Source organism: Speluncibacter jeojiensis, from assembly GCF_029589495.1.
In the GTDB taxonomy this organism is placed as follows: Bacteria; Actinomycetota; Actinomycetes; order Mycobacteriales; family Mycobacteriaceae; genus Speluncibacter; species Speluncibacter jeojiensis.
This window is the reverse complement of record NZ_JAAIVF010000001.1, coordinates 753,707-776,474: the sequence shown is the minus strand read 5'-3', so window position 1 is coordinate 776,474 and position 22,768 is coordinate 753,707. Positions and strand designations below refer to the sequence as shown.

The window sequence follows — 22,768 nt, the reverse complement described above, 5'->3', positions numbered from 1 at the left end:
GGCGGCGGGCCCGCGATCCACCATCCGAGGACGGCAGTCATGGATTTCACCGGTTACAAGCAGTTGACCTTCGAGCGGCGCGACAACGGGGTCCTGCTGATCACGCTGGACCGGCCGGAGAAGTACAACGCGGCCGACGAGCAGATGCACGGGGAGCTCGCCCGCGTGTGGGCGGATGTGTCGGCGGACCCGGACACCCGCGTCGCAGTCGTCACCGGGGCGGGCAAGGCCTTCTCGGCGGGCGGGGACCTCGGCATGGTCGAGCGGATGGCCGGCGACCACGAGCGGGTGGCGCACATGCTCGAAGAGATGAGCCGGCTCGTCTACAACCTGATCGATTGCACCAAGCCGGTGATCGCGGCGATCAACGGGGTGGCGGTCGGCGCCGGCACCGTGGTGGCGCTGCTCTCGGACATCTCCATCTGCGCGGAGGACGCCAAGCTCGGCGATGGGCACGTCAAGCTCGGGGTGGCCGCCGGCGACCACGCCGCGATCCTGTGGCCGCTGCTGGCAGGGATGGCGAAGGCCAAGTACTACCTGCTCACCGGGGAGATGATCGGCGGCATCGAGGCCGAACGCATCGGGCTGGTCAGCAAGGCGGTCCCGCGCGAGCAGGTGCTCTCCGATGCGCTGGCGGTCGCCGACAGGCTGGCCACCGGCTCGCAGCCGTCGATCCGCCTGACCAAGAAGGCGCTCAACAACTGGTTGCGCATGGCCGGACCGATCTTCGACCAGTCGGCGGCCTACGAAATGCTCTGCTTCATGGGCACGGACGTCGTTGAGGGTGCCGCCGCGCTACGCGAGAAGCGCGCACCGAACTTCCCGTCGGCCCCCGCAGACCCGGCCTGACCAGTTTCGACAGGAGTGAAAGCTGATGTCTGACAACACCATTGCTGTGGTCACCGGAGCCGGCTCGGGAATCGGCAAGGCGATCGCGCTGGGCCTGGCCGACCGCGGCGACACCGTCGTCGCCGCGGACCTGGACCTGGATGGGGCCAAGCGCACCGCCGAGACCCGGCCCGGCCGGATCCATGCCATGCGGGTCGACGTCGCGGACCGGGCGCAGGTCGAGTCCCTGCGCGACGAGGTCCAGGCGACCGTCGGCACGCCGTCGATCCTGGTCAATGCCGCCGGATGGGACCGTACGGATCAATTCCTCAATGCGACAGCCGAGTTCGCCGAGAAGGTGGTGGCGATCAACTACCTGGGTCCGGTGCACATGTGCAGCGTCTTCCTTCCGGGCATGGTCGGATCGGGAACCGGTGGGCGGCTGGTCAACCTGGCCAGCGACGCCGGACGGGTCGGCAGCGCGGGGGAGACGATCTACGCCGGCGCCAAGGGCGGAGTGATCGCGCTGACCAAGTCGCTGGCCCGCGAGATGGCGAGGTACGCCATCACGGCCAACTGTGTCTGTCCGGGACCGACCGACACCCCGCTGTTCCAGGCGCAGCCGGACAAGCTCAAGGAGGCGCTGACCCGTGCCATCCCGTTCCGCCGGCTCGCCCGGCCCGAGGAGGTCGCGGCCCCGGTGCTGTTCTTCGCCTCGGACGCCGCGTCGTTCATCACCGGGCAGGTGCTCAGTGTCAGCGGCGGCCTGACGATGGCCGGCTGAGCACCCCGGCACCCGAGGAGACGCCATGACCTACACCCACTGACAGGAGTCTTCCGCCATGACCGCCCTCACCCACGAGCTCGAGCACCGCCAGTTCCGCGACGTCGTCCGCGCCTTCGTGTGCGACGAGATCCTCCCACACCACGAGGACTGGGAACACGAAAGCCGGTTGCCCGCTGCGCTGTTCGCCGCGGCCGGCAAGCAGGGTCTGCTCGGCTTCTCGGTTCCGGAACGTTGCGGCGGCCCCGGGGTGCGCGACTTCCGCTACAACGCGATCGTCGTCGACGAGGTCAACCGCGCGGGCGCGGCCGCCGCGGGTATCGCGTTCGCGCTGCAGAACGACGTCGTGCTGCCGTACCTGACCGACCTGGCCGACGCGGACCAGCAGCAGCGTTGGCTGCCGGGCGTCGTCACCGGCGAGACGATCCTCGGCATCGCGATGACCGAACCCGGCACCGGCAGTGACCTGTCGGGCATCCGCACCAGCGCCGTGCGCGACGGCGACCACTACGTCGTCAACGGGTCCAAGACCTTCATCTCCAACGGCCAGAACGGCACGTTGTTCGTCGTCGCCGTGCGCACCTCGCCGGACCGGCACAAGGGGCTGTCGCTGCTGGTGGTCGACGTCGGCACCCCGGGATTCGTCCGGGGCCGCAACCTCGAGAAGATCGGCCTGCACGCCCAGGACACCAGCGAACTGACCTTCACCGACATGCGGGTGCCGGTGGCGAACCTTCTCGGCGAGGAGGGGCAGGGCTTCTACCAACTGGTGCACAACCTGCCGCAGGAACGGCTGTCGCTGTCGGTGGGTGCGGTGGCCGCCGCCGAGGGGGTGTTCGCCCGCACCCTGGACTACGTGCGCGGGCGCAGCGCCTTCGGCAGACCGATCGCCGGCTTCCAGAACACGCAGTTCGTGCTGGCCGAGCTGGCCACCGAACTGGATCTGGCCCGCACCTATCTCGACGACTGCCTGGCCCAGCACCTCGCCGGGGAGCTGACCGCGGCGCGGGCGGCCCGGCTCAAGTGGTGGACCACCGAGCTGCAGGTGCGGATGGCGGACCGGTGCCTGCAGCTGCACGGCGGCTACGGCTACATGCGCGAATACCCCGTGGCGCGGGCGTTCGTCGACGCCAGGATCCAGACCATCTACGGCGGCACCACGGAGATCATGAAGACCATCGTCGCCAAGGACCTCGGCGTCTGATCGCGCTTCGCGAACCACTACCGTGGTGCATCACCGCCCACCCGTCGAAGGAGCCGTCCGGCCATGGCAAAGCACCCGTCCGCCGTCGACCTGGACGAGGCCGTGCGCGCGGTCCGCGTCAACTCGCGGCGCCGCCAGGTGCTCGACGCCGCGGTGAAAGTGATGCAGCACACCGGTTTCCACCAGATGTCCATGCAGGCCCTCGCCGACGAGGCGAAGGTCAGCGTCGGACTGATCTACAAGTACTTCGGCGGCAAGGAAGACATCCTGCTCGCCACCATCACCGACATCCTCGATGCGTTCCGGGACCAGCTCGAGCCGGCCATGGACGAGGCCGGAACCGATCCGGTGGAGCGGTTCGCCGCCGGGTTCCGCCGCTACGCCGAGGTGGTCGACGAGAACATCGACGCCGTCGTGCTCACCTACCGGGAGAGCCGCACGCTCGACCCCGAGGGACGCGAACGCATCAAGGAACTCGAGGTCTCGACCGCCGCGCCGCTGCGGGCCGCGCTCGAGGACGGCATCGTCGACGGGGTGATGCAGCCGGTCGACGTCGACCTGATGGTCTTCGACGTGATGATGCTGGCCCACGGCTGGGCGCTCAAGCAGTGGTACGTCGGGCACCGCTACTCCCTCGACGCCTACATCAAGGCGCAGCTGGGCTTCGTGCTGCGCACCCTCGTCGCCCCCGAACTGCAGGACGAATACGCGCATCTGAGCGTCTGACGGCGTCTTCCGGCCCGCGCCGCCGGTAACGTTCGGGACCGGACGGAAGGAGCCTCGGGTGGAACTCGATTGGGACGGCGCGCAGGGACGGTTCTGGGTCGACCAGCAGGAGCATCAGGACGCGGTGCTGGCGGGGTTCGTCCCGCTGCTGCTCGAGGCCGGCGGCGTCGGCGAGGGCGATGCGGTGCTCGACGTCGGTTGCGGCTGCGGGGCGACGAGCCGGGCCGCGGCGCACGCGGTCGGCGACGGGCACGTGCTGGGGGTCGACATCTCCGGGCCGATGCTCACGCACGCCCGTTCGCTGGCCGCCGCGGAGGGCCTGCGCAACATCGAGTTCGTCGACGCCGACGCGCAGACGCACGCATTCGCGCCGGGATCCTTCGACGTGGCGATCAGCCGGTTCGGGGTGATGTTCTTCGCGGACCCGCCCGCGGCGTTCGCGAACATCGCGGCCGCGCTGCGCCCGGGCGGCCGGCTGGCCTTCCTGTGCTGGCAGCCGGCCAAGCTCAACCCGCACATCTCGCTGCCCATGCGCGCGGTCGTGACCGCATTCCCCGACGCGATGCCGAAGGGTGCGCCGCAGCCGCCGTTCAGCATGGCCGACCCCGACGAGGTGACCGCGCTGCTGACCGGCGCCGGGTTCGGCGACATCAAGCGCACACCGGTCGAGGGCCTGCTTCGGGTGGGCGCCGATGCCGACGAGGTGCTCGCGCACTTCCTGACCCAGCCCATGGCGAAGGCACTGCTGTCGCACCGGGACCCGGCGCAGGTCGACGCGGTGGTCGAGGAGATCCGCGCGCAACTGAACCGGCACCAGCGCGGCGACGGGATCCACCTGGGTTCGGCGGCGTGGTCGGTGACCGCGCGCAGATGATCGGTTCAGCTTCTCCGCAGCGCGTCGACGACCAGCCTCGGAGCCGGATTGACGTGCGCCACACCGTCGATGACGACGGTCGGCACGGTCTCGTTGCCGTCGGCGACCGACCGGACGAACGCGGCGGCCTCCTGGTCCTGCCAGATGTTGCGCATCGCGGGCCTGAGCCCGTGCAGGCGCAGGGTCGCGCGCAGCCGCATGCAATACATGCAGCCCGGACGCCAGTAGACGGTCACCTCGGCGGTCTCGCTCATGTTCCGAGTGTGACACCGCCGGGGATGCGATGACGAGCACGCGTGCGCTGTGGTGCTGGCCGCCGATCGGCGTGCTGGCCATGCTGTTGCTGGGCTGGGCGGTCGGGCGGCATTCGACCGGATTCGACGCCGACGCGGCGCGGCAGATCCACACGGTCTTCGGTGTGCAGCCGCGGTGGCTGCTGGTGTTCACCGACTGGTTGCTGCTCGGGCCGATCTGGCTGATCTGCCTGGGGTTCGCGCTGTGGCGGCGACGATGGCGGCTCGGTGCGGTGGTCGCGGTGGCGCCGTGGGTGATCATCGAGATCAACGAGGGTTTCAAGCGGATGTTCGACAGGCGTAACGGTCCGTACCTGGAGTATCCGAGCGGTCACACCACGATGGTGGTCGCGATCATGGGGATGCTGTTGCTGGTCGTCGGCCTGCGCTGGTGGGCGGTGACGGTCGCGGTGGCGGTCAGCGTGCTGGGGATGCTCGGGCTGGTCGCGTGCGGGTACCACTTCCTGACCGACACCATCGGCGCGGCGCTGTTCACGACCGCCATGGTCTGCGTCGCCGCCCTGGCCGCCGGTCTTCCCGCCACCGCCGGACCACCTCGTCCGCGTCCACCGGAGACACCGGGACCGGCGGACCCGACGGCGTCCGGATCCAGTCCACGATCCGCGAGTTGAGCTCGTGCACCGTCTCGCGCACCGCCTTTTCGGTGGTCAGGTCGGCGACGGTGTCGGGTAGCCGCTCGATCTCCTTGCGCAGCTGCAGGGGAGTGGGCAGCAGCGCCTCGCCGGACAGTCCCTCGCGTTCGATGAGGTTCTTGATCCACCACATCTCGTCGTAGGGACCGCTGAGCCCGGGCAGCGGCTTGCCGGCGCCCGGCAGGTCGTCGAACTCGCCGCGCTCCTGCGCCAGGCGGATCTGCTTGTCCACCCACGTCTCGAAGGTCTGCTCCGGCGGCTTGCGCTCGGCCATGGGTCGATTGTCCGCCGGATCACCAGCGCATGTGTACCTGCTCGGCCCAGCCGAGCAGCCTGTCGACCGCCACGCTCGCACCGTCGTCGGTGCGGATGCGACCGGTGTAGCGGCCGAAGCACTGGTGGGTGTCGGTGAGCAGTAGTCGCAGATCGGTGTGGTCCACGCGGTCGTGGAACGGGGTGAAGGTCAGCTCCACCCGATCCGACCCCGGGGTGCGGATCGTCCAGGGCTCGGTGAACTCGCCGTACTCCCAGGACAACTCCTCGCCGATCTTGCTCAGCCGCCCGTCCACGCACAGTGCGTTCTCGGTCATGCCGGTGCCGACCGTCCACTTGCCGCCGAGCTGCAGTCCGACCACGCGGCCGTCGGTGTGCCCGGAGGCCGCACCCCAGTTCCAGGTGATGTCGTGCGGCCAGCGCCCGCGGCCGTGGTCGAGCACGCCCCAGCCGTTGGCGAAGTCGTAGACGGTCTCGCCGAGCCGCACGGTGCCCGACGCAGGCCGAGCGGTGTGCTTGGCGGTGTACTGGAACCGCCGCTCGCTCCACGGCACGACCACGCCGAGCGTCTCGTGCCCGTCGGGCAGCGCCACGAACAGGTCGCCGGTCAGCGGGCCGTCGTCGGTCGAGCACGAGAACCGGATGCGCGAGCCGCCGGGCTCCTCGGTCAGGTCGATGCTGACCGCGCCGCGCGCGGTGGCCGGACCGTCACCGAGGCTCTGCGGCAGCTCGACCCCGCGCGCGAGCGGACGCAGTTCGGTGCGGGTGACCTCGCGGCCGCCGTACTCGAGTAGGTAAACGGTGTTCACAGCCAGATAGTCGAGGCTCGACACGGTGACCGCAACCAGGTGCGTCGGCGTCGTCAGGCACCAGTACTCCCACCGCTTGGTGCGACCCCAGCCGCGCACGTTGCAGCGGTGCAAGGGGGTTCGGGTCCAGCCGACTGCGTCCGGATTCAGCCGCCCGTCGGGCAGGCACAGGTCGACGGGCGCGGTGATCTCCCGCTCGTGGGTGGTCATGGCGTCGATTGTCCCCTGGAGCCGAACGGTTCGGGTCTGTAGTGTCTGCCGCGACGTTCGAGCGACAGAAATGGCGGGGCATGGACAGGCTGGCCGAGCGGTGCACGACGATGGCGGCCCTGGTGGCCTTGATGTTCGGTGGTTTCGCGGTGGCCGCGACACCTGCCGACGCGGACGACGACCCGGGCGACGGTCCGCGCTACGCGCCGACGATGCTCATCCTCGACGCGTCCGGTTCGATGCAGCGTCCGGACCCGGCGGGCACCATGATGACGGCGGCCAAGAACGCGGTGCGATCGTTCGTCGCGTCCGCGCCTGCCGAGGCACGAGTCGGGTTGAGCGCCTACGGGACCGGCACCGGTAACGCCGATGCCGAGAAGTCCGCCGGCTGTCGCGACACCAAGGTGCTGCACCCTCCGACGACGCTGGACCGTGCGGCGCTGACCCGGTCGGTCGAGGGGATCGAGGCCCGCGGATGGACGCCGATGGGTGCGGCGCTGCGACAGGCCGCCGAGGCTCTGCCGGGGTCGGGGCCGCGGTCCATCGTGCTGGTCTCGGACGGTGAGGACACCTGCGCGCCGCCCGAACCCTGCGAAGTGGCACGGGAACTCAAGCAGCAGGGCGTCGACCTGGTGCTGCACACGATCGGGTTCGCGGTGGACGCGGCGGCCCGAACCCAGTTGTCCTGCATGGCGCAGGCCACCGGCGGCACCTACACCGACGCGGCGGACGGGCGCGCGCTGGCCCGCACCCTGCCGCGGGTCAGTGCCGCGGCCCTGCGCAACTACACCGCGACCGGCCGGCCGGTCGCGGGCACGCCGACGCATCGCGGGGCGCCGGTGATCGGCACCGGTCAGTACCTGGACACCATCGGACCCAAGGAGACGCGCTACTACGCGGTGACGGTGCCCGCCGGCGCGACCGCGTACTTCTCCGGGACGGTGTCGTTCCCGCGGGTGCGCAACGTCGCCTCGACCCGTGACCTGAACGTGCTCGAAACGCGGGTCTACGGCGCGGACGGGAAGGACTGCAACGGCTTCGAGTTCGAGCAGGGCACCAAGGCGAGCGACGGGGCGGCGCTGACCGTCGCGCAGAAGTGGGACGGTGCGACGAAGAAGCACCCGATCGGCCTCGCCGCCGACACCTGCAGCGGCGGCGGCACCTACAAATTCGCGGTGACGTGGAGCCGCGTGTCCGACGGTGTGCCGGAACGGTTGCCGATCGAACTGCTCGTGGGCATCGAGCCCGGCGTGACCGACCCGGGGCCCGAGGCGGCGACGTCGAGAACCGCGTTCACCGCGTCGACCGGGCCGGAGACCGCGATCGCGGGCGGCGGATCGTTCAACGTGGCGGCCGCGCTGCCCGGCAGCGGCAACTACGTCGACACCCTCGCGCCCGGCGAGTTCGTGTTCTACCGCGTGAAGCTGGACTGGGGGCAGGGCCTTGCCTATCGGGTGATCCTGGGCGGGAACGGCACCCACGGTGTGGAGAACGTGTCGAACGTGCGCACCACGGTGTACTCGCCGTTGCGCGAGACGATCGGCTCGGACTTCTCGTCCTACACGGGCACGACGACGGAACTGTCGGACGGCGGGAAGCTCGGCACCCCGGCGGTGCGGTACCGCAACCGCACGGTGCCGGCCGAGGTCGGACGCTCGTCGCTGCCCGGCTGGTATTACATCGCGGTCAAGGTCGGCTCCACCTCCGAGGGCGGCACAAGCGCGCCGGTGCCGGTGCGGTTGAGCGTGTCCGTCGCCGGGGATCACGAACCCGGCCCCACCTACGGGACCCCGCTGACGTCGGGGATCTTCGAGGCCTCGGCGGATACCCCCGCAGCTGGGGCGCGGTCGGGCCCGGCACCGAGCCGCCCGTCCGCGGTCATGAGTGCTGGGCCACAACAGGATTCAGGGTCGGACGGCGTCCTGATCGGTGTCGCCGTGGCGGCGGGTGTCGCGGTGTGCGCGGCAGTGGTCGGTGGCGTGCTCTGGCGCCGACGTCGCCGCTCATAGGCTGCGAGGCTGACCGCGCGGGCCACCGCTGCGGCTAGGGTCGGCGCATGGGTGCGGTGGTGGCGCTGGTGGTGATCGTCGTGGGGCTGCTGCTCGCGGCGGCGGTGGTGCTGCTCGTGCGGCGGCGCACCGACCTCGGCTCGTCCGCGGACCAGGTCACGTTCGAGACGCTGCACACCGTGTCGCTGGCGGCGCCCGGGCTGCGCGAGGGGCTCACCGAGTCCGGGGCGCGCGGCGCGGTCCGGCACCTGCGGGCGCTGCTCGGCGCCAGCGCGGTCGCGCTGACCGACGGCACCCGCACACTGGCCTTCGACGCGGTCGGGCACCATCACGCCGACCGTGCCGCCGAGCACGCGGCGCGGGTCCACGAGACCGGCGAGACCGCGGTGCTCGGCCCCGACGAGGTGTCCTGCGCCGACGCCGACTGCCCGGTGCGCGCAGCGGTCGTCGCGCCGCTGATCGAGGGCGACACGGTCGTCGGCGCGCTGGTCGCCTACCGGCCCGGCCGGTCGGCGATGCTGGTGCGCGCGGTGGAGGAGGTCGCCGAGTGGGTGGGCGGCCAGCTGGAACTTGCCGCGGCGGACCGGCAGCGGACCCGCCTGATCGAGGCGGAGCTGCGGGCGCTGCGCGCGCAGATCAGCCCGCACTTCATCTACAACTCGCTGACCGCGATCGCCTCGTTCACCCGCACCGACCCGGACCGTGCGCGCGAATTGCTCCTCGAGTTCGCGGACTTCACCCGGTACGCGCTGCGCCGCGGCGGCGAGTTCACCACGCTGGCCGAGGAACTGCGCAACGTCGAACGGTACCTCGAACTCGAGCAGGCGAGATTCGGCGCCCGGCTGTCGATCTCGCTGCGGGTCGCGCCGGAGGTGCTGCCGGTGTCGGTACCGTTCCTGGTGGTGCAGCCGCTGGTGGAGAACGCGGTTCGGCACGGGCTCGAGGGCGACGCCGCGGTGGTGACGGTGTCGATCAGCGCGGTCGACGAGGGCGCCGAGGCGGCGATCGCCGTCGAGGACGACGGGGCCGGGGCGGACCCCGAGGCCATCCGCGCCGCGCTGATCCGCGCCGGCCGCGCCGAGGAGGTGGCCGGACGGCGGGGCGGGTCGGTCGGGCTCGGCAACGTCGACGCGCGGCTGCGCCAGGTCTACGGCGACCGGTACGGGCTGGTGGTCGAGACCGCGCCCGGCGCCGGCACCCGTGTGGCGTTCCGGGTGCCGAAGTTCGCGCCGGGAATCCATCCGGACACGTAGCGGTGCCGGGAGTACCTTCACACCATGTCCGAACGCCTCGACCCGTCCGCGCTGCGGGTGCTGGTCGTCGACGACGAGGAACCGGCCCGCGCCGAACTGGCCTACCTGCTGGGGCAGGACCCCCGCGTCGCGACGGTGCACTGCGCGGCGAGCGGGCCGCAGGCGCTGGACCTGCTGGCGACCGAGCGGGTCGACGTCGTGTTCTCCGACATCAAGATGCCGGGCCTCGACGGGCTGGCGCTGGCCCGGGTGCTCTCGCGGTTCGCCGAGCCGCCGCGGGTGGTGTTCGTGACCGCCTACGACGTGCACGCGGTCGACGCGTTCGAACTGCAGGCCACCGACTACCTGATGAAGCCGGTGCGGGCCGCGCGGCTCGCCGAGGCGATCCGGCGGGTGGTCGCGGCGGCCGGCGCCGAGCCCGAGGTCGACGAGGACGAGACGATCGCGGTCGTGCTCGGCGGCGTCACCCGGTATGTCCAACGGTCGGCGGTCCGCTACGTGGAGGCGCAGGGCGACTATGTGCGCCTGCACGTGTCCGACGGCAGTCACCTGCTGCGGGTTCCACTCGCGACCCTCGAAGAACGTTGGGCATCAGCGGGATTCGTACGGATTCACCGCAGCACGCTGATCTCGCTGGCGCACGTGCAGGAGATCAGGACCGTCGACGGCCGGTGCAGCGTGCGGGTCGGCGGCGAGGAACTGCCGGTCAGCCGCCGCCATGCCCGGGACCTGCGAGACCGGCTCACCCGTCGGGGCTCGGCCTAGATGGCCGAACGCGTCCGCGTCACCCACCCTCGCACCGCCGCCGCCCGCCGGGCGGCCGGGCGCACCCCGACCCGCGAGATCGCCGAGCAGACCGACGTCGGCGAGTTGTACATGGGTTCGCTGATCCGCAGCCAGCGCCGGGTGGCGCTGACCGTCTGCGGGGTGCTGTTTGCGGGGATCGTCGCGACCGCGCTGGCGCCGGTGGTTTTCGACTCGTGGGGGCGGATACGGGTGGCCGGGCTGCCACTGACCTGGCTGGTGCTCGGCGTCGGGGTGTATCCGGCGCTGATCGGACTGGCGGTGGTCACGGCGCGCTGGGCCGAGCGCAACGAGCGTGCTTTCGCGCGGTTGCTGCGCCGGCCCGGCAGTGGTGCGGGTACGGACGGCGACGGGCAGGCCGATGGGTGAGCACCTGCTCGGCTCGCTCGCGGTGCTGCTGGTCGCCGGCGGCACGCTGATCGCGGCGGCGCTGGGGCTGCGCCGGGCCCGCACGACCGGCGACTTCTACGTCGCCTCGCGACTGGTCTCGCCGCGGTGGAATGCCGCGGCGATCAGCGGCGAATACCTCTCGGCCGCCTCGTATCTGGGCATCGCCGGGCTGATCCTCGCGTTCGGCGCCGACATGCTGTGGTATCCGGTCGGGTACACGGCAGGCTACCTGATCCTGCTGGCGGTGGTCTCCGCACCGCTGCGCCGCTCCGGTGCCTACACGCTGCCGGACTTCGCCGAGATCCGGTTGGGCCGCGGGCCGATCCGGATCGTGTCGAGCGTGCTGGTCGTCGTGATCGGCGTGCTCTACCTGGTGCCGCAGCTGCAGGGGGCGGGGCTGACGCTGGCCACCCAGACCGGGGCGCCGCGCTGGCTCGGCGGACTGGTCGTGTGCGCGGTGGTGCTGGTGGTCGCCGCGATCGGCGGGATGCGGTCGATCACGTTCGCGCAGGGCGTGCAGTTCTGGCTCAAGTTCCTCGCGTTGCTGCTGCCGGCGCTGGTGCTGCTGGGGGTCTGGCACCGGCACGACGACCACCTGGCCCCTGGGCATCCGCGCGCCGTCGCGGCCGCCACCGTCACGCTCGACCGCGACACCACCGTCGAGGTGCCGGCCGCGCAGACGCTGCGGATCGACGGCACGGTCGACGGGCGGGCGGTGCACGGCCCGGTGCCGCTGGCCGCGGGGTCGCACCGGATCGGGGAGGGCAGCGCGGTCACGCTCGAACCCGGCGACGTGGTGCCGGTCGCCGCGCCGCTGCCGAGCCAGAGCAACGAGAACTGGCTGCGGCCGCTCGGCTCCGGGCAGCCGCATCCGCTGTACGCGTCGCTGTCGCTGATCCTCGCGATCTGCCTGGGCACCATGGGACTTCCGCATGTGCTGGTGCGCTTCTACACCAATCCCGACGGCCGCGACGCCCGCCGCACCACGGTCGTGGTGATCGCGATGCTCTCCGCGTTCTACCTGCTGCCCACGGTGTTCGCGGTGTTCGGCCGGCGCTTCCTGCCGGAGTTGCTGCTCGGCGGCGACACCGACGCGACCGTGCTGCGGTTGCCCGAGCGGATGCTGCCGGGGCTGCCCGGGCAACTGCTCGGTGCGCTCGTCACCGCCGGCGCGTTCGCGGCGTTCCTGTCCACCGCCTCCGGGCTGACGGTGTCGGTGGCCGGGGTGCTCTCGCAAGACGTGCTCGGGCGGATCAGGCCCGGCCGGCGCGGCTCGCGGGTGCGCAGATCGGGACGGATCCGCGCGTTCCGGCTCGCGGTCGCGGTGGCGATCGTGGTGCCGTACCTGCTCAGCCTCGCCGGTCAGCGGCTCGGGCTGGCCGCGGTGGTCGCGCTGGCCTTCGCGGTCGCCGCGGCGACGTTCTGCCCGCTGCTGGTGCTGGGCGTGTGGTGGCGGGGGCTGACCGCGCCGGGCGCGTTGGCAGGCCTGGCGGTCGGCGGCAGCACCGCGACCGCCGCGGTCGTCGCGACGTTGGCCGGCGCCGACCCCGGCGGGTGGGCGGGCGCGCTGCTGGCCCAACCCGCGGCGTGGGCGGTGCCGCTCGCGACCGCGGTGATGGTTGCGGTGTCGCTGTCCACCTGCGGTGCCGTGCCGCGCGACATCGGCCGGATCATGATCCGCCTGCACGCGCCCGAATCGCTGCGCTCGGAGCTCGCCGACCTCGACCGTTCGTCGCGCTGAACCGACCGTTCGTCGCACCGTCGCCGCCACCGGCCGAACGAATGGCCGGTTCCGGCGAGCGGGCACCCGATCCCCTCGAATGTGAGCGTCGTCACTGCCAAGGTTGCCTGCAATGCACCCGACCGGGCCGACGTGCCCGCAGGAGAGGAGCCCTGACATGGCGACCAGAACCATCCCGACCGTGCGAGAGGACGCGGGCCCCGCCCCGGCGAGCCGTGCCGCCGGTTTCGCCGATCCCGGGCCGCTCGGCCTGGCCGCGTTCGCGATGACCACGTTCTTCCTGTCCGCGGTCAACTCGCACCTGGTGCCGGCCACCGTCGAGGTCGGGGTGCTCGGGCTGGCGCTGTTCTACGGCGGCATCGTGCAGATCCTCGCCGGCATGTGGGAGTTCGCCAAGGGCAACACCTTCGGCGCGGTCGCCTTCGCGTCCTACGGCGCGTTCTGGCTCTCGTTCTGGTACCTGATCGCGCACGGCGGCGCCGACGCGATGGGGGTGGACAAGGGCAAGGGCGTCGGGCTGTTCCTGCTGGCGTGGACGATCTTCACCGTCTACATGCTGATCTGCTCGACGCGCACCTCCGGCGTGCTGGTCGCGGTGTTCGCGGCGCTGGCGTTGACGTTCCTGTTCCTGACCATCGGCTCGTTCGGCGGCTCGACCGCGATGACGCAGATCGGCGGCTGGCTCGGGCTGGTCACCGCGCTGCTCGCCTGGTACGGCTCACTGGCCGGGGTCATGAACGCCACCGCCGGCCGCGTCGTGCTGCCGACCTTCCCCGCCCGGACCCGATGATGAGCGAGCCGGTGATGACCGAAACCACAAGCACCCCAGCCCTGTCCAACCTGCTGCACGAGGACCGCGCGTTCGCCCCGCCCGCTGGGTTCACCGCCGACGCGAACGTCGGCGCCGCCGCGTACGGCGATGCCGCGCTGGACCGGCTGGACTTCTGGGCCCGCCAAGCTCAGCGGCTGAGCTGGTCGACGCCGTTCACCGAGGTGCTCGACTGGTCCGGCGCGCCGTTCGCGAAGTGGTTCGTCGGCGGCAGGCTCAACGTCGCCTACAACTGCGTGGACCGGCACGTCGAGGCCGGTCACGGCGACCAGGTCGCGTACCACTTCGTCGGCGAGCCCGGCGACACCCGAGACATCACCTACGCGGAGTTGCAGCGCGAGGTGTGCCGTGCGGCGAACGCGTTGCAGGAGTTGGGCGTCGGCGCCGGCGACCGGGTCGCGATCTACATGCCGATGATTCCCGAGACCGTCGTGGCGATGCTCGCCTGCGCCCGGATCGGCGCCCCGCACACGGTGGTGTTCGGCGGCTTCTCGGCGAGCGCGCTGGCCGACCGGATCACCGATTGCGATGCGAGAGTGGTGATCACGGCCGACGGCGGCTACCGGCGCGGTGCCGCGTCCGCGCTCAAACCGGCGGTCGACGAGGCAGTGGCCTCGTGCCCGCAGGTGCGCAGCGTGCTGGTGGTCCGCCGCACCGGTCAGCAGGTGGATTGGTCCGAGGGCCGCGACCTGTGGTGGCACGAGGTGCTCGGGCGCCAGTCCGACGAGCATGCCTGGGAGACGTTCGACGCCGAGCACCCGCTGTACGTCATGTACACCTCGGGCACCACCGGCAAGCCGAAGGGCATCCTGCACACCAGCGGCGGCTATCTGACGCAGGTCGCCTACACCCACCACGCGGTCTTCGACCTCAAGCCGGACACCGACGTCTACTGGTGTGCGGCCGACATCGGCTGGGTCACCGGGCACAGCTACATCGTGTACGGCCCGCTGGCGAACAGGACCACCTCGATGCTCTACGAGGGCACGCCGACCACCCCGCATCCGGGCCGGTGGTGGGAGCTGATTGAGCAGTACAAGGTCAGCATCCTCTACACCGCACCGACCACCATCCGGATGTTCATGAAGCTCGGCGAGCAGGTACCGGCCGGCTACGACCTGACGTCGCTGCGGCTACTCGGCTCGGTCGGCGAGCCGATCAATCCGGAGGCGTGGATGTGGTACCGCCGGGTGATCGGCGGCGACCGTTGCCCGGTCGTCGACACCTGGTGGCAGACCGAGACCGGCGCCATCATGGTCAGCCCCCTGCCCGGTGTCACCGCGACCAAACCCGGCTCGGCGATGCGCGCGCTGCCGGGGATCGGGGCCGAGGTCGTCGACGACGACGGCGTCCCGGTGCCCGACGGCAGCGGCGGCCTGCTGGTGCTGACCGAGCCGTGGCCGTCGATGCTGCGCGGCATCTGGGGCGACGACGACCGGTTCCGCGAGGCGTACTGGTCCCGGTTCTCCGACCAGGGCTACTACTTCGCCGGGGACGGGGCGAAGAAGGACGAGGACGGCGACGTGTGGGTGCTCGGCCGCGTCGACGACGTGATGAACGTATCCGGACACCGTCTGTCCACCACCGAGATCGAGTCGGCGCTGGTCGCGCACCCGGCGGTCGCCGAGGCCGCGGTCGCCGGTGCGTCCGACCCGACCACCGGACAGGCGATCGTCGCGTTCGTGATCCTGCGCGACGGTGTCACGGTGGCGGGGGAGGAACTGGTCGCCGAGTTGCGCGGGCACGTGTCGGACACCATCGGTCCGATCGCCAAGCCGCGCCAGGTGATGATCGTGCCGGAGCTGCCGAAAACCCGCAGCGGCAAGATCATGCGGCGGTTGTTGCGCGACATCGCCGAGCATCGTGAGCTCGGCGATGTGACGACGCTGACCGATTCGTCGGTGATGGAGCTGATCAGCGCGAAGATGCCGGTCACGGCCACGGACTGACCCCGGCTGCGGACCGACCCCGGACCGGCCCCGCTGGGGGTCGACGGCGAGCCCACCACCGTTCCCGACAGGCGGTGGTGGGCTCGCTGTGTTCGCCGAGTGAGCGCGCGTCGTGTTTGCGCTCGGCCCGGCGCGGGATCAGAGTTGAAGGTAGAGATCATCGGAGGTGAGCGATGGGCTATTTCGTCTACAAGCTGATCCCGCCGAGGCCGACCTTCGTCGACGACCAGAGCCGCGAGGAGTCGGCGGTGATGCGCCGGCACGCCGGCTACTGGTCGACGCTGACCGCACAGGGTGTGGCGGTGCTGTTCGGCCCGGTCGCGGACCCGCACGGGGTGTGGGGGCTGGCGATCGTCGAGGCCGGCACCGCGCACGACGTGCACGAGCTGGCCGACGAGGATCCGGCCGTCAGCTCGGGAGTGTGCAGCTACGCGGTGTTCCCGATGCTGTCGGCGACGCTGCGCCCTGATGCGGCGCTGAGCTGCGGAGACCGTGAGACGTTGCGACCTGAGAGGTGAGCCCGATGGCGGCCAAGCACAAGCTGTTCGTGGTGCCCGGTACGTGGGAGGCGGTCGCCGCGGCGAACGGCAACCCTAACGGGATCACCCCCGGCGCCGAGATCGGCATGCTGCGCGGGGTGACGGACTTCCTGGACCGCAGCGTGTTCGACGTCGTCTACGTCAACTACCCGGCGAGCTTCGGACCTGTCCCCGGCGGCGGGGAGGCGTTGCTTGCGGCGCTCGGCGATCCGTCGTACCTGAAGTCGCGGGACATGGGCATCGCCGAGGTGGTCCGGCTGATCGGCGAGTACGACGGCACCTTCGGACTTCTCGGATACAGCCAGGGCGGCGCGGTCGTGTCGCTGGTCGGCAGGGAGCTGGTCTCCGGCGCGTTGCGCGACCGGGAGTCCGACTGCCTGTGGCTGCACGCGGTCGCGTCCCCGCACCGCGGGCTCGGGCGCACCTTCTATCTGGGCAATCAGCTTGCCGGGCAGGGGATCTCCGGCGACAACATCACGTTCACCGGGACCATCGACTGGTTCGACTACTGCCTTCCCGGCGACATCTACGGCGACGCCGACCTGGCGCACACCTACCTGCAGCTCGCATACCAGATGGCGACGCCGCTGAGCCTGTCCGACCCGGTGACGATGGTCGAGCAGATGGCCGACAGTCTGCTCTATGGGCAACTGCGCCAGGCGATCCTGGACCTGCACGAGGACCCAGCGCTCGCGGCCACCAAGATCGCGGTCACCGCCGCGTCGATCGCGGTGTTCCTGCAGACCGATCCGCACGTCAAGTACGGCACCCAGGACATCATCCCTGGCCAGACGGCGCTGCAGAACTCCGCCGCCTACCTCAACTACTGGGGTCCTCGCCGCTGACGGCGCCCTCGCGCGCCGGGCGCCCTCGCGCGCCGGGCGCCCTCGCGCACGCGACCTCGCGCACGCGCGGCGCCCTCGCCCGCGCGGCACCCTCGCCCGCGCGGCACCCTCGCGCGCGCGGCACCCTCGCGCGCCCGACCTCGCATAGCCGGCGCGCACTTCGCACCGGTCCGGGCTTGTGTGAGGTGCCCCGGCGATGTGTGAGGTCGCGAGGGGCAGTGCGCGACTGACGCCCACCCGCGCCCTCGGCTGCCCGGTTCCGACCTCGCATAGCCGGCGCGCACTTCGCACCGGTCCGGGCTTGTGTGAGGTGCGCAGGCGATGTGTGAGGTCGAGGGAAGCGGCAGAGTGTGGCAGGACAGCGGCGCGCACGCGACACAGCTCGGCGTACACAAACCACACCTGACCTGCACCGACACAGAACAATCATTCATGCTTGATTTTTTACGGCGTGGGTGTGATGCTGGCCGCATGGCAAACCTGGACATGGTCCTGGGCGATCTCGCGGCCGAGGGCGAGGACCTCGACGGCCTGGTCTCCTCGCTCTCCGCCGACGGCTGGACCATCCCGACGCCGGCGCAGGGCTGGGACATCGCGCATCAGATCGCGCACCTGGCCTGGACCGACCACGTCGCGCTCCTCTCGGCTACCGACCCCGACGCGTTCGCCGCGCAGGTGACCCTGGCCTGGCAGAACCCGACCGGATTCGTCGACGAGGCCGCCGCGACCGGCGCGACCGCACCGCCGGACCGACTGCTCGACGGCTGGCGCACCGGCCGCAAGGCGCTGCTCGAGGCGCTGCGCGCGTACCCCGCGGGCGAGAAACTGCAGTGGTTCGGCCCGCCGATGAGCGTCGCCTCGATGGCGACCGGTCGGATCATGGAGACCTGGGCGCACGGGCAGGACGTGGCCGACGCCCTCGGCGTCACCCGCCTGCCGACCGCACGGCTGAAACATGTGGCGCACATCGGGATCCGCGCACGCGACTTCTCCTACGCAGTGCACGAACAGACCCCGCCGGACCAGCAGTTTCGCGTCGAGCTGACCGCACCCGACGGCACCGTCTGGACCTGGGGTCCGGACGACGCGCGGCAGTCGGTCACCGGCCCCGCGCTCGACTTCTGCCTGCTGGTCACCCAGCGCCGCCACCGCGACGACCTCGCGCTCACGGCGACCGGCCCCGACGCGACCCACTGGCTGACCCTCGCGCAGGCGTTCGCCGGCGGCGCCGGCACCGGACGTGAGAAGGGACAATTCGCATGAGCGCGCTCGCAGCAGACCCCGACCTCATCCGCATCGGCAACTGCTCGGGCTTCTACGGCGACCGTCTCAGTGCGGTCCGCGAGATGCTCGAAGGCGGCCGGCTCGACGTGCTCACCGGCGACTATCTGGCCGAGCTGACCATGCTGATCCTCGGCCGCGACCGGATGAAGGACCCCACCCTCGGCTACGCGAAAACCTTTCTGCGCCAGATGGAGGACTGCCTCGGGCTCGCGCTCGACCAGGGCGTGCAGATCGTCGTCAACGCCGGCGGGCTCAATCCGGCCGGACTGGCCGGCAAGCTGCGCGAGCTGGCCGACCGGCTCGGTCTGACCGCAGCCATCGCCCATGTCGAGGGCGACGACCTGGTCGCCCGGACCGGCGAACTCGGCCTCGGCCAACCCCTCACGGCCAACGCCTACCTCGGCGCCTGGGGCATCGTCGAATGCCTTAACGCCGGCGCCGACGTCGTGGTCACCGGCCGGGTCACCGACGCCTCGGTCATCGTCGCGCCGGCGGCGGCTCACTTCGGCTGGGGCCGCACCGATTACGACGCACTCGCAGGCGCGGTCGCAGCCGGTCACGTGATCGAGTGCGGCACGCAGGCCACCGGCGGAAACTACTCGTTCTTCACCGAGATCGCCGACCTGACCCGCCCCGGCTTCCCGATAGCCGAGATCCGCCGCGACGGTTCCTCGGTGATCACCAAGCATCCGGGCACCGGCGGCGCGGTCACCGTCGACACCGTCCAGGCACAGTTGATGTACGAGATCCAGGACGCCCGCTACGCCGGGCCGGACGTGACCACCCGGCTCGACAGCATCGAGCTCACCCAACTCGGCCCGGACCGGGTCCAGATCGCCGCGGTGACGGGCGAGGCGCCGCCGCCGCAGCTGAAGGTCTCGCTGAACACGCTCGGCGGATTCCGCAACGAGATGGACTTCATCCTCACCGGGCTGGACATCGAGGCGAAAGCCGAACTGGCGCAGAAGCAACTCGAATCCTGGCTGCCGGTTCGGCCGGCGGAGCTGACCTGGACACTCGCGCGCCTCGACCGGCCCGACGCCGAGACCGAGGAGCAGGCCAGCGCGATCCTGCGCTGCGTGGTCCGCGACACCGACCCGAACAAGGTCGGCCGGGCCTTCTCCAACGTCGCGGTCGAACTGGCGCTTGCCAGCTACCCGGGTGCCAGCTTCACCGCGCTGCCCGGCAACGGCTCGCCGTACGGCATCTACACGCCCGGCTACGTCGACGCCGCGGAGGTGCCGCACGTCGCGGTGCTGCCCGACGGCACCCGCGTCGACGTCGCGCAGGCGACCGACACCCGCGAACTCGCCATGGTCGCGGAACCGGATCTGCCGCAGCCGCTTCCGGTCATGACGACCAGCGGGGTCCCGCTCGGTCGGATCGCCGCCGCGCGCAGCGGTGACAAGGGCGGTAACGCCAACATCGGCGTCTGGGTGCGCACCGACGATCAGTGGCGTTGGCTCGCCCACACGCTTACGGTCGACGCACTCAAGCGGCTGCTGCCCGAGACCGCCGACCTCACCGTCACCCGCACCGTGCTGCCCAAGCTGCGGGCGCTGAACTTCGTCATCGAGGGGATCCTCGGGCAGGGCGTGGCGTATCAGGCACGGTTCGACCCGCAGGCCAAGGGGCTCGGCGAATGGCTGCGGTCCCGCCACCTGGCCGTGCCGGAGGCAATCATCGATTCAAGCCCGGAGGAGCTGCTGTGAACGCATGGGAATCCCCTGAGCGACAAGCCCTGCGCGCCACGGTGCGCCGCTTCGTCGAGACCGACATCTTGCCGTACCAGGATGAGTGGGAGCGCGCCGGCGAACTGCCGCGCACGCTGCACAAGCGGGCCGGCGACCTGGGCCTGCTCGGCGCGGCCTTCCCCGAGTCGGCGGGCGGGGGCGGCGGCGACCTGGTCGACGCGACGATCATCGCCGAGGAGCTGCACTACGCCGGCGCCTCCGGCGGCACCTCGGCGTCGCTGTTCACCTGCGGGATCGCGGTGCCGCACATCATCTGGGCCGGAGACCGCGACCAGATCGACCGCTGGGTCCGGCCCACGCTCGCGGGCGAGAAGATCGGCTCGCTGGCGATCACCGAACCCGGCGGCGGCTCCGACGTCGGGCACCTGACCACCCGCGCCGAGCTCTGTACTTCAACCACGCACGGCGACCACTACGTCGTCAACGGTGCCAAGACCTTCATCACCTCCGGCTGCCGGGCCGACTTCGTCACCACCGCTGTGCGCACCGGCGGTGCAGGTGCGGGGGGCGTGTCCCTGCTGGTGATCGAGAAGGACACGCCGGGCTTCACCGTCGCCCGCAAGCTTGAGAAGATGGGCTGGCTTGCCTCGGACACCGCCGAGTTGTCGTTCGTCGACTGCCGGGTGCCGGCGGCGAACCTGGTCGGGCCGGAGAACTCCGGCTTCGCGCAGATCGCGCTGGCGTTCCTGTCCGAGCGGCTCTCGCTGGCGGTGCAGGCCTATGCGAGCGCGCAGCGCTGTCTGGAGCTGACCGAGCAGTGGTGCCGCGACCGGGAGACGTTCGGCCGACCGCTGATCAGCCGGCAGTCCGTGCAGAACACGCTCACCGAGATGGCCCGGCGCATCGACGTCGCGCGCGTCTACACCCGCCGGCTCGCCGAGCGGTCCGTCGCCGGTGAGACCGACCTGATCGTGGAGACCTGCTTCGCGAAGAACACCGCCGTCGAGACCGGCGAATGGGTGGTCGACCAGGCCGTCCAGCTGTTCGGCGGGCTCGGCTACATGCGCGAGTGCGAGATCGAACGCCAGTACCGCGACATGCGGATCATCGGCATCGGCGGCGGCACCACCGAGATCATGACCGGACTTGCGGCAAACCGATTGGGGTACAGGGCATGACGACACTGCGCACCACCCTCGATGCCGGATCCGCGGACTACGCGGCCGCCGCCGAGGCGATGACCACCAAGCTGACCGAGGTCGAGGCCGAATACGCCAAGGCCATCGCCGGCGGCGGGCCCGAGAAGCTCGAACGGCACCGGGGGCGCGGCAAGCTCACCGCCCGCGAACGCATCGAACTGCTCGTCGACGAGGACTCGCCGTTCCTGGAGCTGTGCCCGCTCGCCGCGTGGGGCAGCGACTTCCAGGTCGGCGCTTCGCTGGTCACCGGCATCGGCGTCGTCGAGGGCGTCGAATGCATGATCGTCGCCAACGATCCCACCGTCCGCGGCGGAACCTCCAACCCGTGGACGCTGCGGAAGTCGTTCCGCGCCAACGAGATCATCGAACAGAACCGGCTCCCGGTGATCTCGCTGGTCGAGTCCGGCGGTGCCGACCTCCCGACGCAGAAGGAGGTGTTCATCCCCGGCGGGCGGATGTTCCGCGACCTCACCCGCGCGTCGGCGGCCGGCATCCCCACCATCTCGCTGGTGTTCGGAAACTCCACCGCGGGCGGCGCCTACATCCCCGGCATGTCCGACCACGTGGTGATGATCAAGGACCGCTCCAAGGTGTTCCTCGGCGGGCCACCGCTGGTGAAGATGGCCACCGGCGAGGAGTCCGACGACGAGTCGCTCGGCGGCGCCGAGATGCACGCGCGCACCTCCGGACTGGCCGACTACTTCGCGGCCGACGAGCAGGACGCCATCCGCATCGGCCGGCAGATCGTCAAGCGGCTCAACTGGAACAAGCAGGGACCGGCCCCGCGCGCCGAGGTCATCGACCCGCTCTACGACCCCGAGGAACTTCTCGGCATCGTCCCGACCGACCTGAAGATCCCGTTCGACCCGCGCGAGGTGATCGCCCGCGTCGTCGACGGCTCCGACTTCGACGAGTTCAAGCCGCTGTACGGGTCTTCCCTGGTCACCGGCTGGGCCGAGCTGCACGGCTATCCGATCGGCATCCTGGCGAACGCCCGCGGTGTGCTGTTCTCCGAGGAGGCGCAGAAGGCCACCCAGTTCATCCAGTTGGCCAACCGCTCCAACACTCCACTGCTGTTTCTCCACAACACCACCGGCTACATGGTCGGCAAGGAGTACGAGCAGGGCGGCATCATCAAACACGGCGCGATGATGATCAACGCGGTGTCCAACTCGACGGTGCCGCACATCTCGCTGCTCATCGGCGCCTCGTACGGGGCCGGGCACTACGGCATGTGCGGGCGCGCCTACGATCCGCGGTTCCTGTTCGCCTGGCCCAGCGCGAAGTCCGCGGTGATGGGGCCGGCGCAGTTGGCGGGCGTCATCTCGATCGTGGGCCGCGCCGCAGCCGAGGCGCGAGGCCGCGCGTTCGACGAGGATGCGGACGCCGCCATGCGCGCGATGGTCGAGGCGCAGATCGAGGCCGAGTCCCTGCCGATGTTCCTGTCCGGCAGGCTCTTCGACGACGGCGTCATCGACCCCCGCGACACCCGCACGGTGCTGGGGATGTGCCTGTCGGCCATCCACAACTCCCCGATCAAGGGCGCCGAATCCTTCGGCGTCTTCCGGATGTGAGGCG

21 protein-coding genes and 1 pseudogene are annotated in these 22,768 nt (G+C 70.9%); 19 read left to right on the top strand and 3 right to left on the bottom strand.

Annotation, left to right across the window (positions count from 1 at the left end; translation table 11 throughout):
• The first annotated feature begins 39 nt into the window (after positions 1-39).
• The 5 genes from G4X40_RS03175 (at position 40) to G4X40_RS03155 (ending at position 4,416) form a co-directional block, all read left to right on the top strand.
• Complete coding sequence (locus tag G4X40_RS03175) at positions 40-849, top strand: enoyl-CoA hydratase/isomerase family protein (protein ID WP_277830103.1); 810 nt, start codon at positions 40-42, stop codon at positions 847-849.
• 25 nt (positions 850-874) lie between these two features.
• Complete coding sequence (locus tag G4X40_RS03170; protein WP_277830102.1) at positions 875-1,612, top strand: SDR family NAD(P)-dependent oxidoreductase; 738 nt, start codon at positions 875-877, stop codon at positions 1,610-1,612.
• Positions 1,613-1,670: 58 nt separating this feature from the next.
• Positions 1,671-2,816, top strand: coding sequence for an acyl-CoA dehydrogenase family protein (locus tag G4X40_RS03165; RefSeq protein ID WP_277830101.1), 1,146 nt, complete (start codon positions 1,671-1,673; stop codon positions 2,814-2,816).
• A 63-nt stretch (positions 2,817-2,879) separates the two neighbouring features.
• Entirely contained in the window at positions 2,880-3,542 is a 663-nt protein-coding gene (locus G4X40_RS03160) for a TetR/AcrR family transcriptional regulator (protein WP_277830100.1), read from the top strand.
• A 58-nt stretch (positions 3,543-3,600) separates the two neighbouring features.
• Positions 3,601-4,416: a class I SAM-dependent methyltransferase gene (locus G4X40_RS03155; protein WP_277830099.1), complete on the top strand. Its 816-nt coding sequence runs from the start codon at positions 3,601-3,603 to the stop codon at positions 4,414-4,416.
• Positions 4,417-4,421: 5 nt separating this feature from the next.
• Here G4X40_RS03155 and G4X40_RS03150 read toward each other — a convergent pair whose 3' ends face one another.
• Positions 4,422-4,670: a glutaredoxin domain-containing protein gene (locus G4X40_RS03150; RefSeq protein WP_277830098.1), complete on the bottom strand. Its 249-nt coding sequence runs from the start codon at positions 4,668-4,670 to the stop codon at positions 4,422-4,424.
• A 29-nt stretch (positions 4,671-4,699) separates the two neighbouring features.
• Here G4X40_RS03150 and G4X40_RS22880 point away from each other — a divergent pair.
• Positions 4,700-5,170: pseudogene (locus G4X40_RS22880) on the top strand (phosphatase PAP2 family protein); the annotation flags it as partial.
• Positions 5,171-5,201: 31 nt separating this feature from the next.
• Here G4X40_RS22880 and G4X40_RS03140 read toward each other — a convergent pair.
• The gene (locus tag G4X40_RS03140; RefSeq protein WP_277830097.1) at positions 5,202-5,636 is read right to left on the bottom strand and encodes a DnaJ family domain-containing protein; all 435 of its coding nucleotides are present in this window, start codon (positions 5,634-5,636) and stop codon (positions 5,202-5,204) included.
• Positions 5,637-5,655: 19 nt separating this feature from the next.
• Positions 5,656-6,654: a DUF2804 domain-containing protein gene (locus G4X40_RS03135; protein ID WP_277830096.1), complete on the bottom strand. Its 999-nt coding sequence runs from the start codon at positions 6,652-6,654 to the stop codon at positions 5,656-5,658.
• 80 nt (positions 6,655-6,734) lie between these two features.
• On the opposite strand from G4X40_RS03135, the gene G4X40_RS03130 reads away from it, so the two are divergent.
• The 13 genes from G4X40_RS03130 to G4X40_RS03070 all read left to right on the top strand — a co-directional run bounded on the left by G4X40_RS03130 (position 6,735) and on the right by G4X40_RS03070 (position 22,764).
• Positions 6,735-8,663 (top strand): vWA domain-containing protein, encoded by a 1,929-nt coding sequence (locus G4X40_RS03130; RefSeq protein WP_277830095.1) that lies wholly within the window; start codon positions 6,735-6,737, stop codon positions 8,661-8,663.
• 47 nt (positions 8,664-8,710) lie between these two features.
• The gene (locus tag G4X40_RS03125) at positions 8,711-9,916 is read left to right on the top strand and encodes a histidine kinase (protein WP_277830094.1); all 1,206 of its coding nucleotides are present in this window, start codon (positions 8,711-8,713) and stop codon (positions 9,914-9,916) included.
• Between the two features lie 24 nt (positions 9,917-9,940).
• Positions 9,941-10,681, top strand: coding sequence for a LytR/AlgR family response regulator transcription factor (locus G4X40_RS03120; RefSeq protein WP_277830093.1), 741 nt, complete (start codon positions 9,941-9,943; stop codon positions 10,679-10,681).
• Positions 10,682-11,089, top strand: coding sequence for a hypothetical protein (locus tag G4X40_RS03115; protein WP_277830092.1), 408 nt, complete (start codon positions 10,682-10,684; stop codon positions 11,087-11,089).
• On the top strand, positions 11,082-12,851 hold the full coding sequence (locus G4X40_RS03110) for a sodium/solute symporter (RefSeq protein ID WP_277830091.1): 1,770 nt from the start codon (positions 11,082-11,084) through the stop codon (positions 12,849-12,851). The genes G4X40_RS03115 and G4X40_RS03110 overlap by 8 nt, the downstream gene beginning before the upstream one ends.
• Positions 12,852-13,008: 157 nt before the next feature.
• Positions 13,009-13,641 carry an acetate uptake transporter gene (locus G4X40_RS03105; RefSeq protein ID WP_277830090.1) on the top strand — a complete coding sequence of 211 codons (633 nt, stop codon included), beginning with the start codon at positions 13,009-13,011 and terminating at the stop codon, positions 13,639-13,641.
• 14 nt (positions 13,642-13,655) lie between these two features.
• On the top strand, positions 13,656-15,629 hold the full coding sequence (gene acs, locus G4X40_RS03100) for an acetate--CoA ligase (protein WP_277830089.1): 1,974 nt from the start codon (positions 13,656-13,658) through the stop codon (positions 15,627-15,629).
• A gap of 173 nt (positions 15,630-15,802) precedes the next feature.
• Positions 15,803-16,147, top strand: coding sequence for a YciI family protein (locus tag G4X40_RS03095; RefSeq protein WP_277830088.1), 345 nt, complete (start codon positions 15,803-15,805; stop codon positions 16,145-16,147).
• Between the two features lie 5 nt (positions 16,148-16,152).
• Positions 16,153-17,013, top strand: coding sequence for an alpha/beta hydrolase family protein (locus G4X40_RS03090; protein WP_277830087.1), 861 nt, complete (start codon positions 16,153-16,155; stop codon positions 17,011-17,013).
• Between the two features lie 471 nt (positions 17,014-17,484).
• The gene (locus G4X40_RS03085; RefSeq protein WP_277830086.1) at positions 17,485-18,276 is read left to right on the top strand and encodes a TIGR03084 family metal-binding protein; all 792 of its coding nucleotides are present in this window, start codon (positions 17,485-17,487) and stop codon (positions 18,274-18,276) included.
• Positions 18,273-20,009 (top strand): acyclic terpene utilization AtuA family protein, encoded by a 1,737-nt coding sequence (locus G4X40_RS03080; protein WP_277830085.1) that lies wholly within the window; start codon positions 18,273-18,275, stop codon positions 20,007-20,009. The genes G4X40_RS03085 and G4X40_RS03080 overlap by 4 nt, the downstream gene beginning before the upstream one ends.
• On the top strand, positions 20,006-21,169 hold the full coding sequence (locus G4X40_RS03075) for an acyl-CoA dehydrogenase family protein (RefSeq protein WP_277830084.1): 1,164 nt from the start codon (positions 20,006-20,008) through the stop codon (positions 21,167-21,169). Before G4X40_RS03080 ends, G4X40_RS03075 begins: the two co-directional genes overlap by 4 nt.
• Positions 21,166-22,764, top strand: a complete 1,599-nt coding sequence (locus tag G4X40_RS03070) for an acyl-CoA carboxylase subunit beta (RefSeq protein ID WP_277830083.1) — start codon at positions 21,166-21,168, stop codon at positions 22,762-22,764. The genes G4X40_RS03075 and G4X40_RS03070 overlap by 4 nt, the downstream gene beginning before the upstream one ends.
• The last annotated feature ends 4 nt before the right edge of the window (positions 22,765-22,768 follow it).

Coding starts and splice junctions, on each gene's coding strand:
- G4X40_RS03175 (WP_277830103.1), top strand. CDS start 40: ATGGATTTCACCGGTTACAAGCAGTTGACCTTCGAGCGGCGCGACAAC.
- G4X40_RS03170 (WP_277830102.1), top strand. CDS start 875: ATGTCTGACAACACCATTGCTGTGGTCACCGGAGCCGGCTCGGGAATC.
- G4X40_RS03165 (WP_277830101.1), top strand. CDS start 1,671: ATGACCGCCCTCACCCACGAGCTCGAGCACCGCCAGTTCCGCGACGTC.
- G4X40_RS03160 (WP_277830100.1), top strand. CDS start 2,880: ATGGCAAAGCACCCGTCCGCCGTCGACCTGGACGAGGCCGTGCGCGCG.
- G4X40_RS03150 (WP_277830098.1), bottom strand. CDS start 4,670: ATGAGCGAGACCGCCGAGGTGACCGTCTACTGGCGTCCGGGCTGCATG.
- G4X40_RS03140 (WP_277830097.1), bottom strand. CDS start 5,636: ATGGCCGAGCGCAAGCCGCCGGAGCAGACCTTCGAGACGTGGGTGGAC.
- G4X40_RS03135 (WP_277830096.1), bottom strand. CDS start 6,654: ATGACCACCCACGAGCGGGAGATCACCGCGCCCGTCGACCTGTGCCTG.
- G4X40_RS03130 (WP_277830095.1), top strand. CDS start 6,735: ATGGACAGGCTGGCCGAGCGGTGCACGACGATGGCGGCCCTGGTGGCC.
- G4X40_RS03125 (WP_277830094.1), top strand. CDS start 8,711: ATGGGTGCGGTGGTGGCGCTGGTGGTGATCGTCGTGGGGCTGCTGCTC.
- G4X40_RS03120 (WP_277830093.1), top strand. CDS start 9,941: ATGTCCGAACGCCTCGACCCGTCCGCGCTGCGGGTGCTGGTCGTCGAC.
- G4X40_RS03115 (WP_277830092.1), top strand. CDS start 10,682: ATGGCCGAACGCGTCCGCGTCACCCACCCTCGCACCGCCGCCGCCCGC.
- G4X40_RS03110 (WP_277830091.1), top strand. CDS start 11,082: ATGGGTGAGCACCTGCTCGGCTCGCTCGCGGTGCTGCTGGTCGCCGGC.
- G4X40_RS03105 (WP_277830090.1), top strand. CDS start 13,009: ATGGCGACCAGAACCATCCCGACCGTGCGAGAGGACGCGGGCCCCGCC.
- acs (WP_277830089.1), top strand. CDS start 13,656: ATGACCGAAACCACAAGCACCCCAGCCCTGTCCAACCTGCTGCACGAG.
- G4X40_RS03095 (WP_277830088.1), top strand. CDS start 15,803: ATGGGCTATTTCGTCTACAAGCTGATCCCGCCGAGGCCGACCTTCGTC.
- G4X40_RS03090 (WP_277830087.1), top strand. CDS start 16,153: ATGGCGGCCAAGCACAAGCTGTTCGTGGTGCCCGGTACGTGGGAGGCG.
- G4X40_RS03085 (WP_277830086.1), top strand. CDS start 17,485: ATGGCAAACCTGGACATGGTCCTGGGCGATCTCGCGGCCGAGGGCGAG.
- G4X40_RS03080 (WP_277830085.1), top strand. CDS start 18,273: ATGAGCGCGCTCGCAGCAGACCCCGACCTCATCCGCATCGGCAACTGC.
- G4X40_RS03070 (WP_277830083.1), top strand. CDS start 21,166: ATGACGACACTGCGCACCACCCTCGATGCCGGATCCGCGGACTACGCG.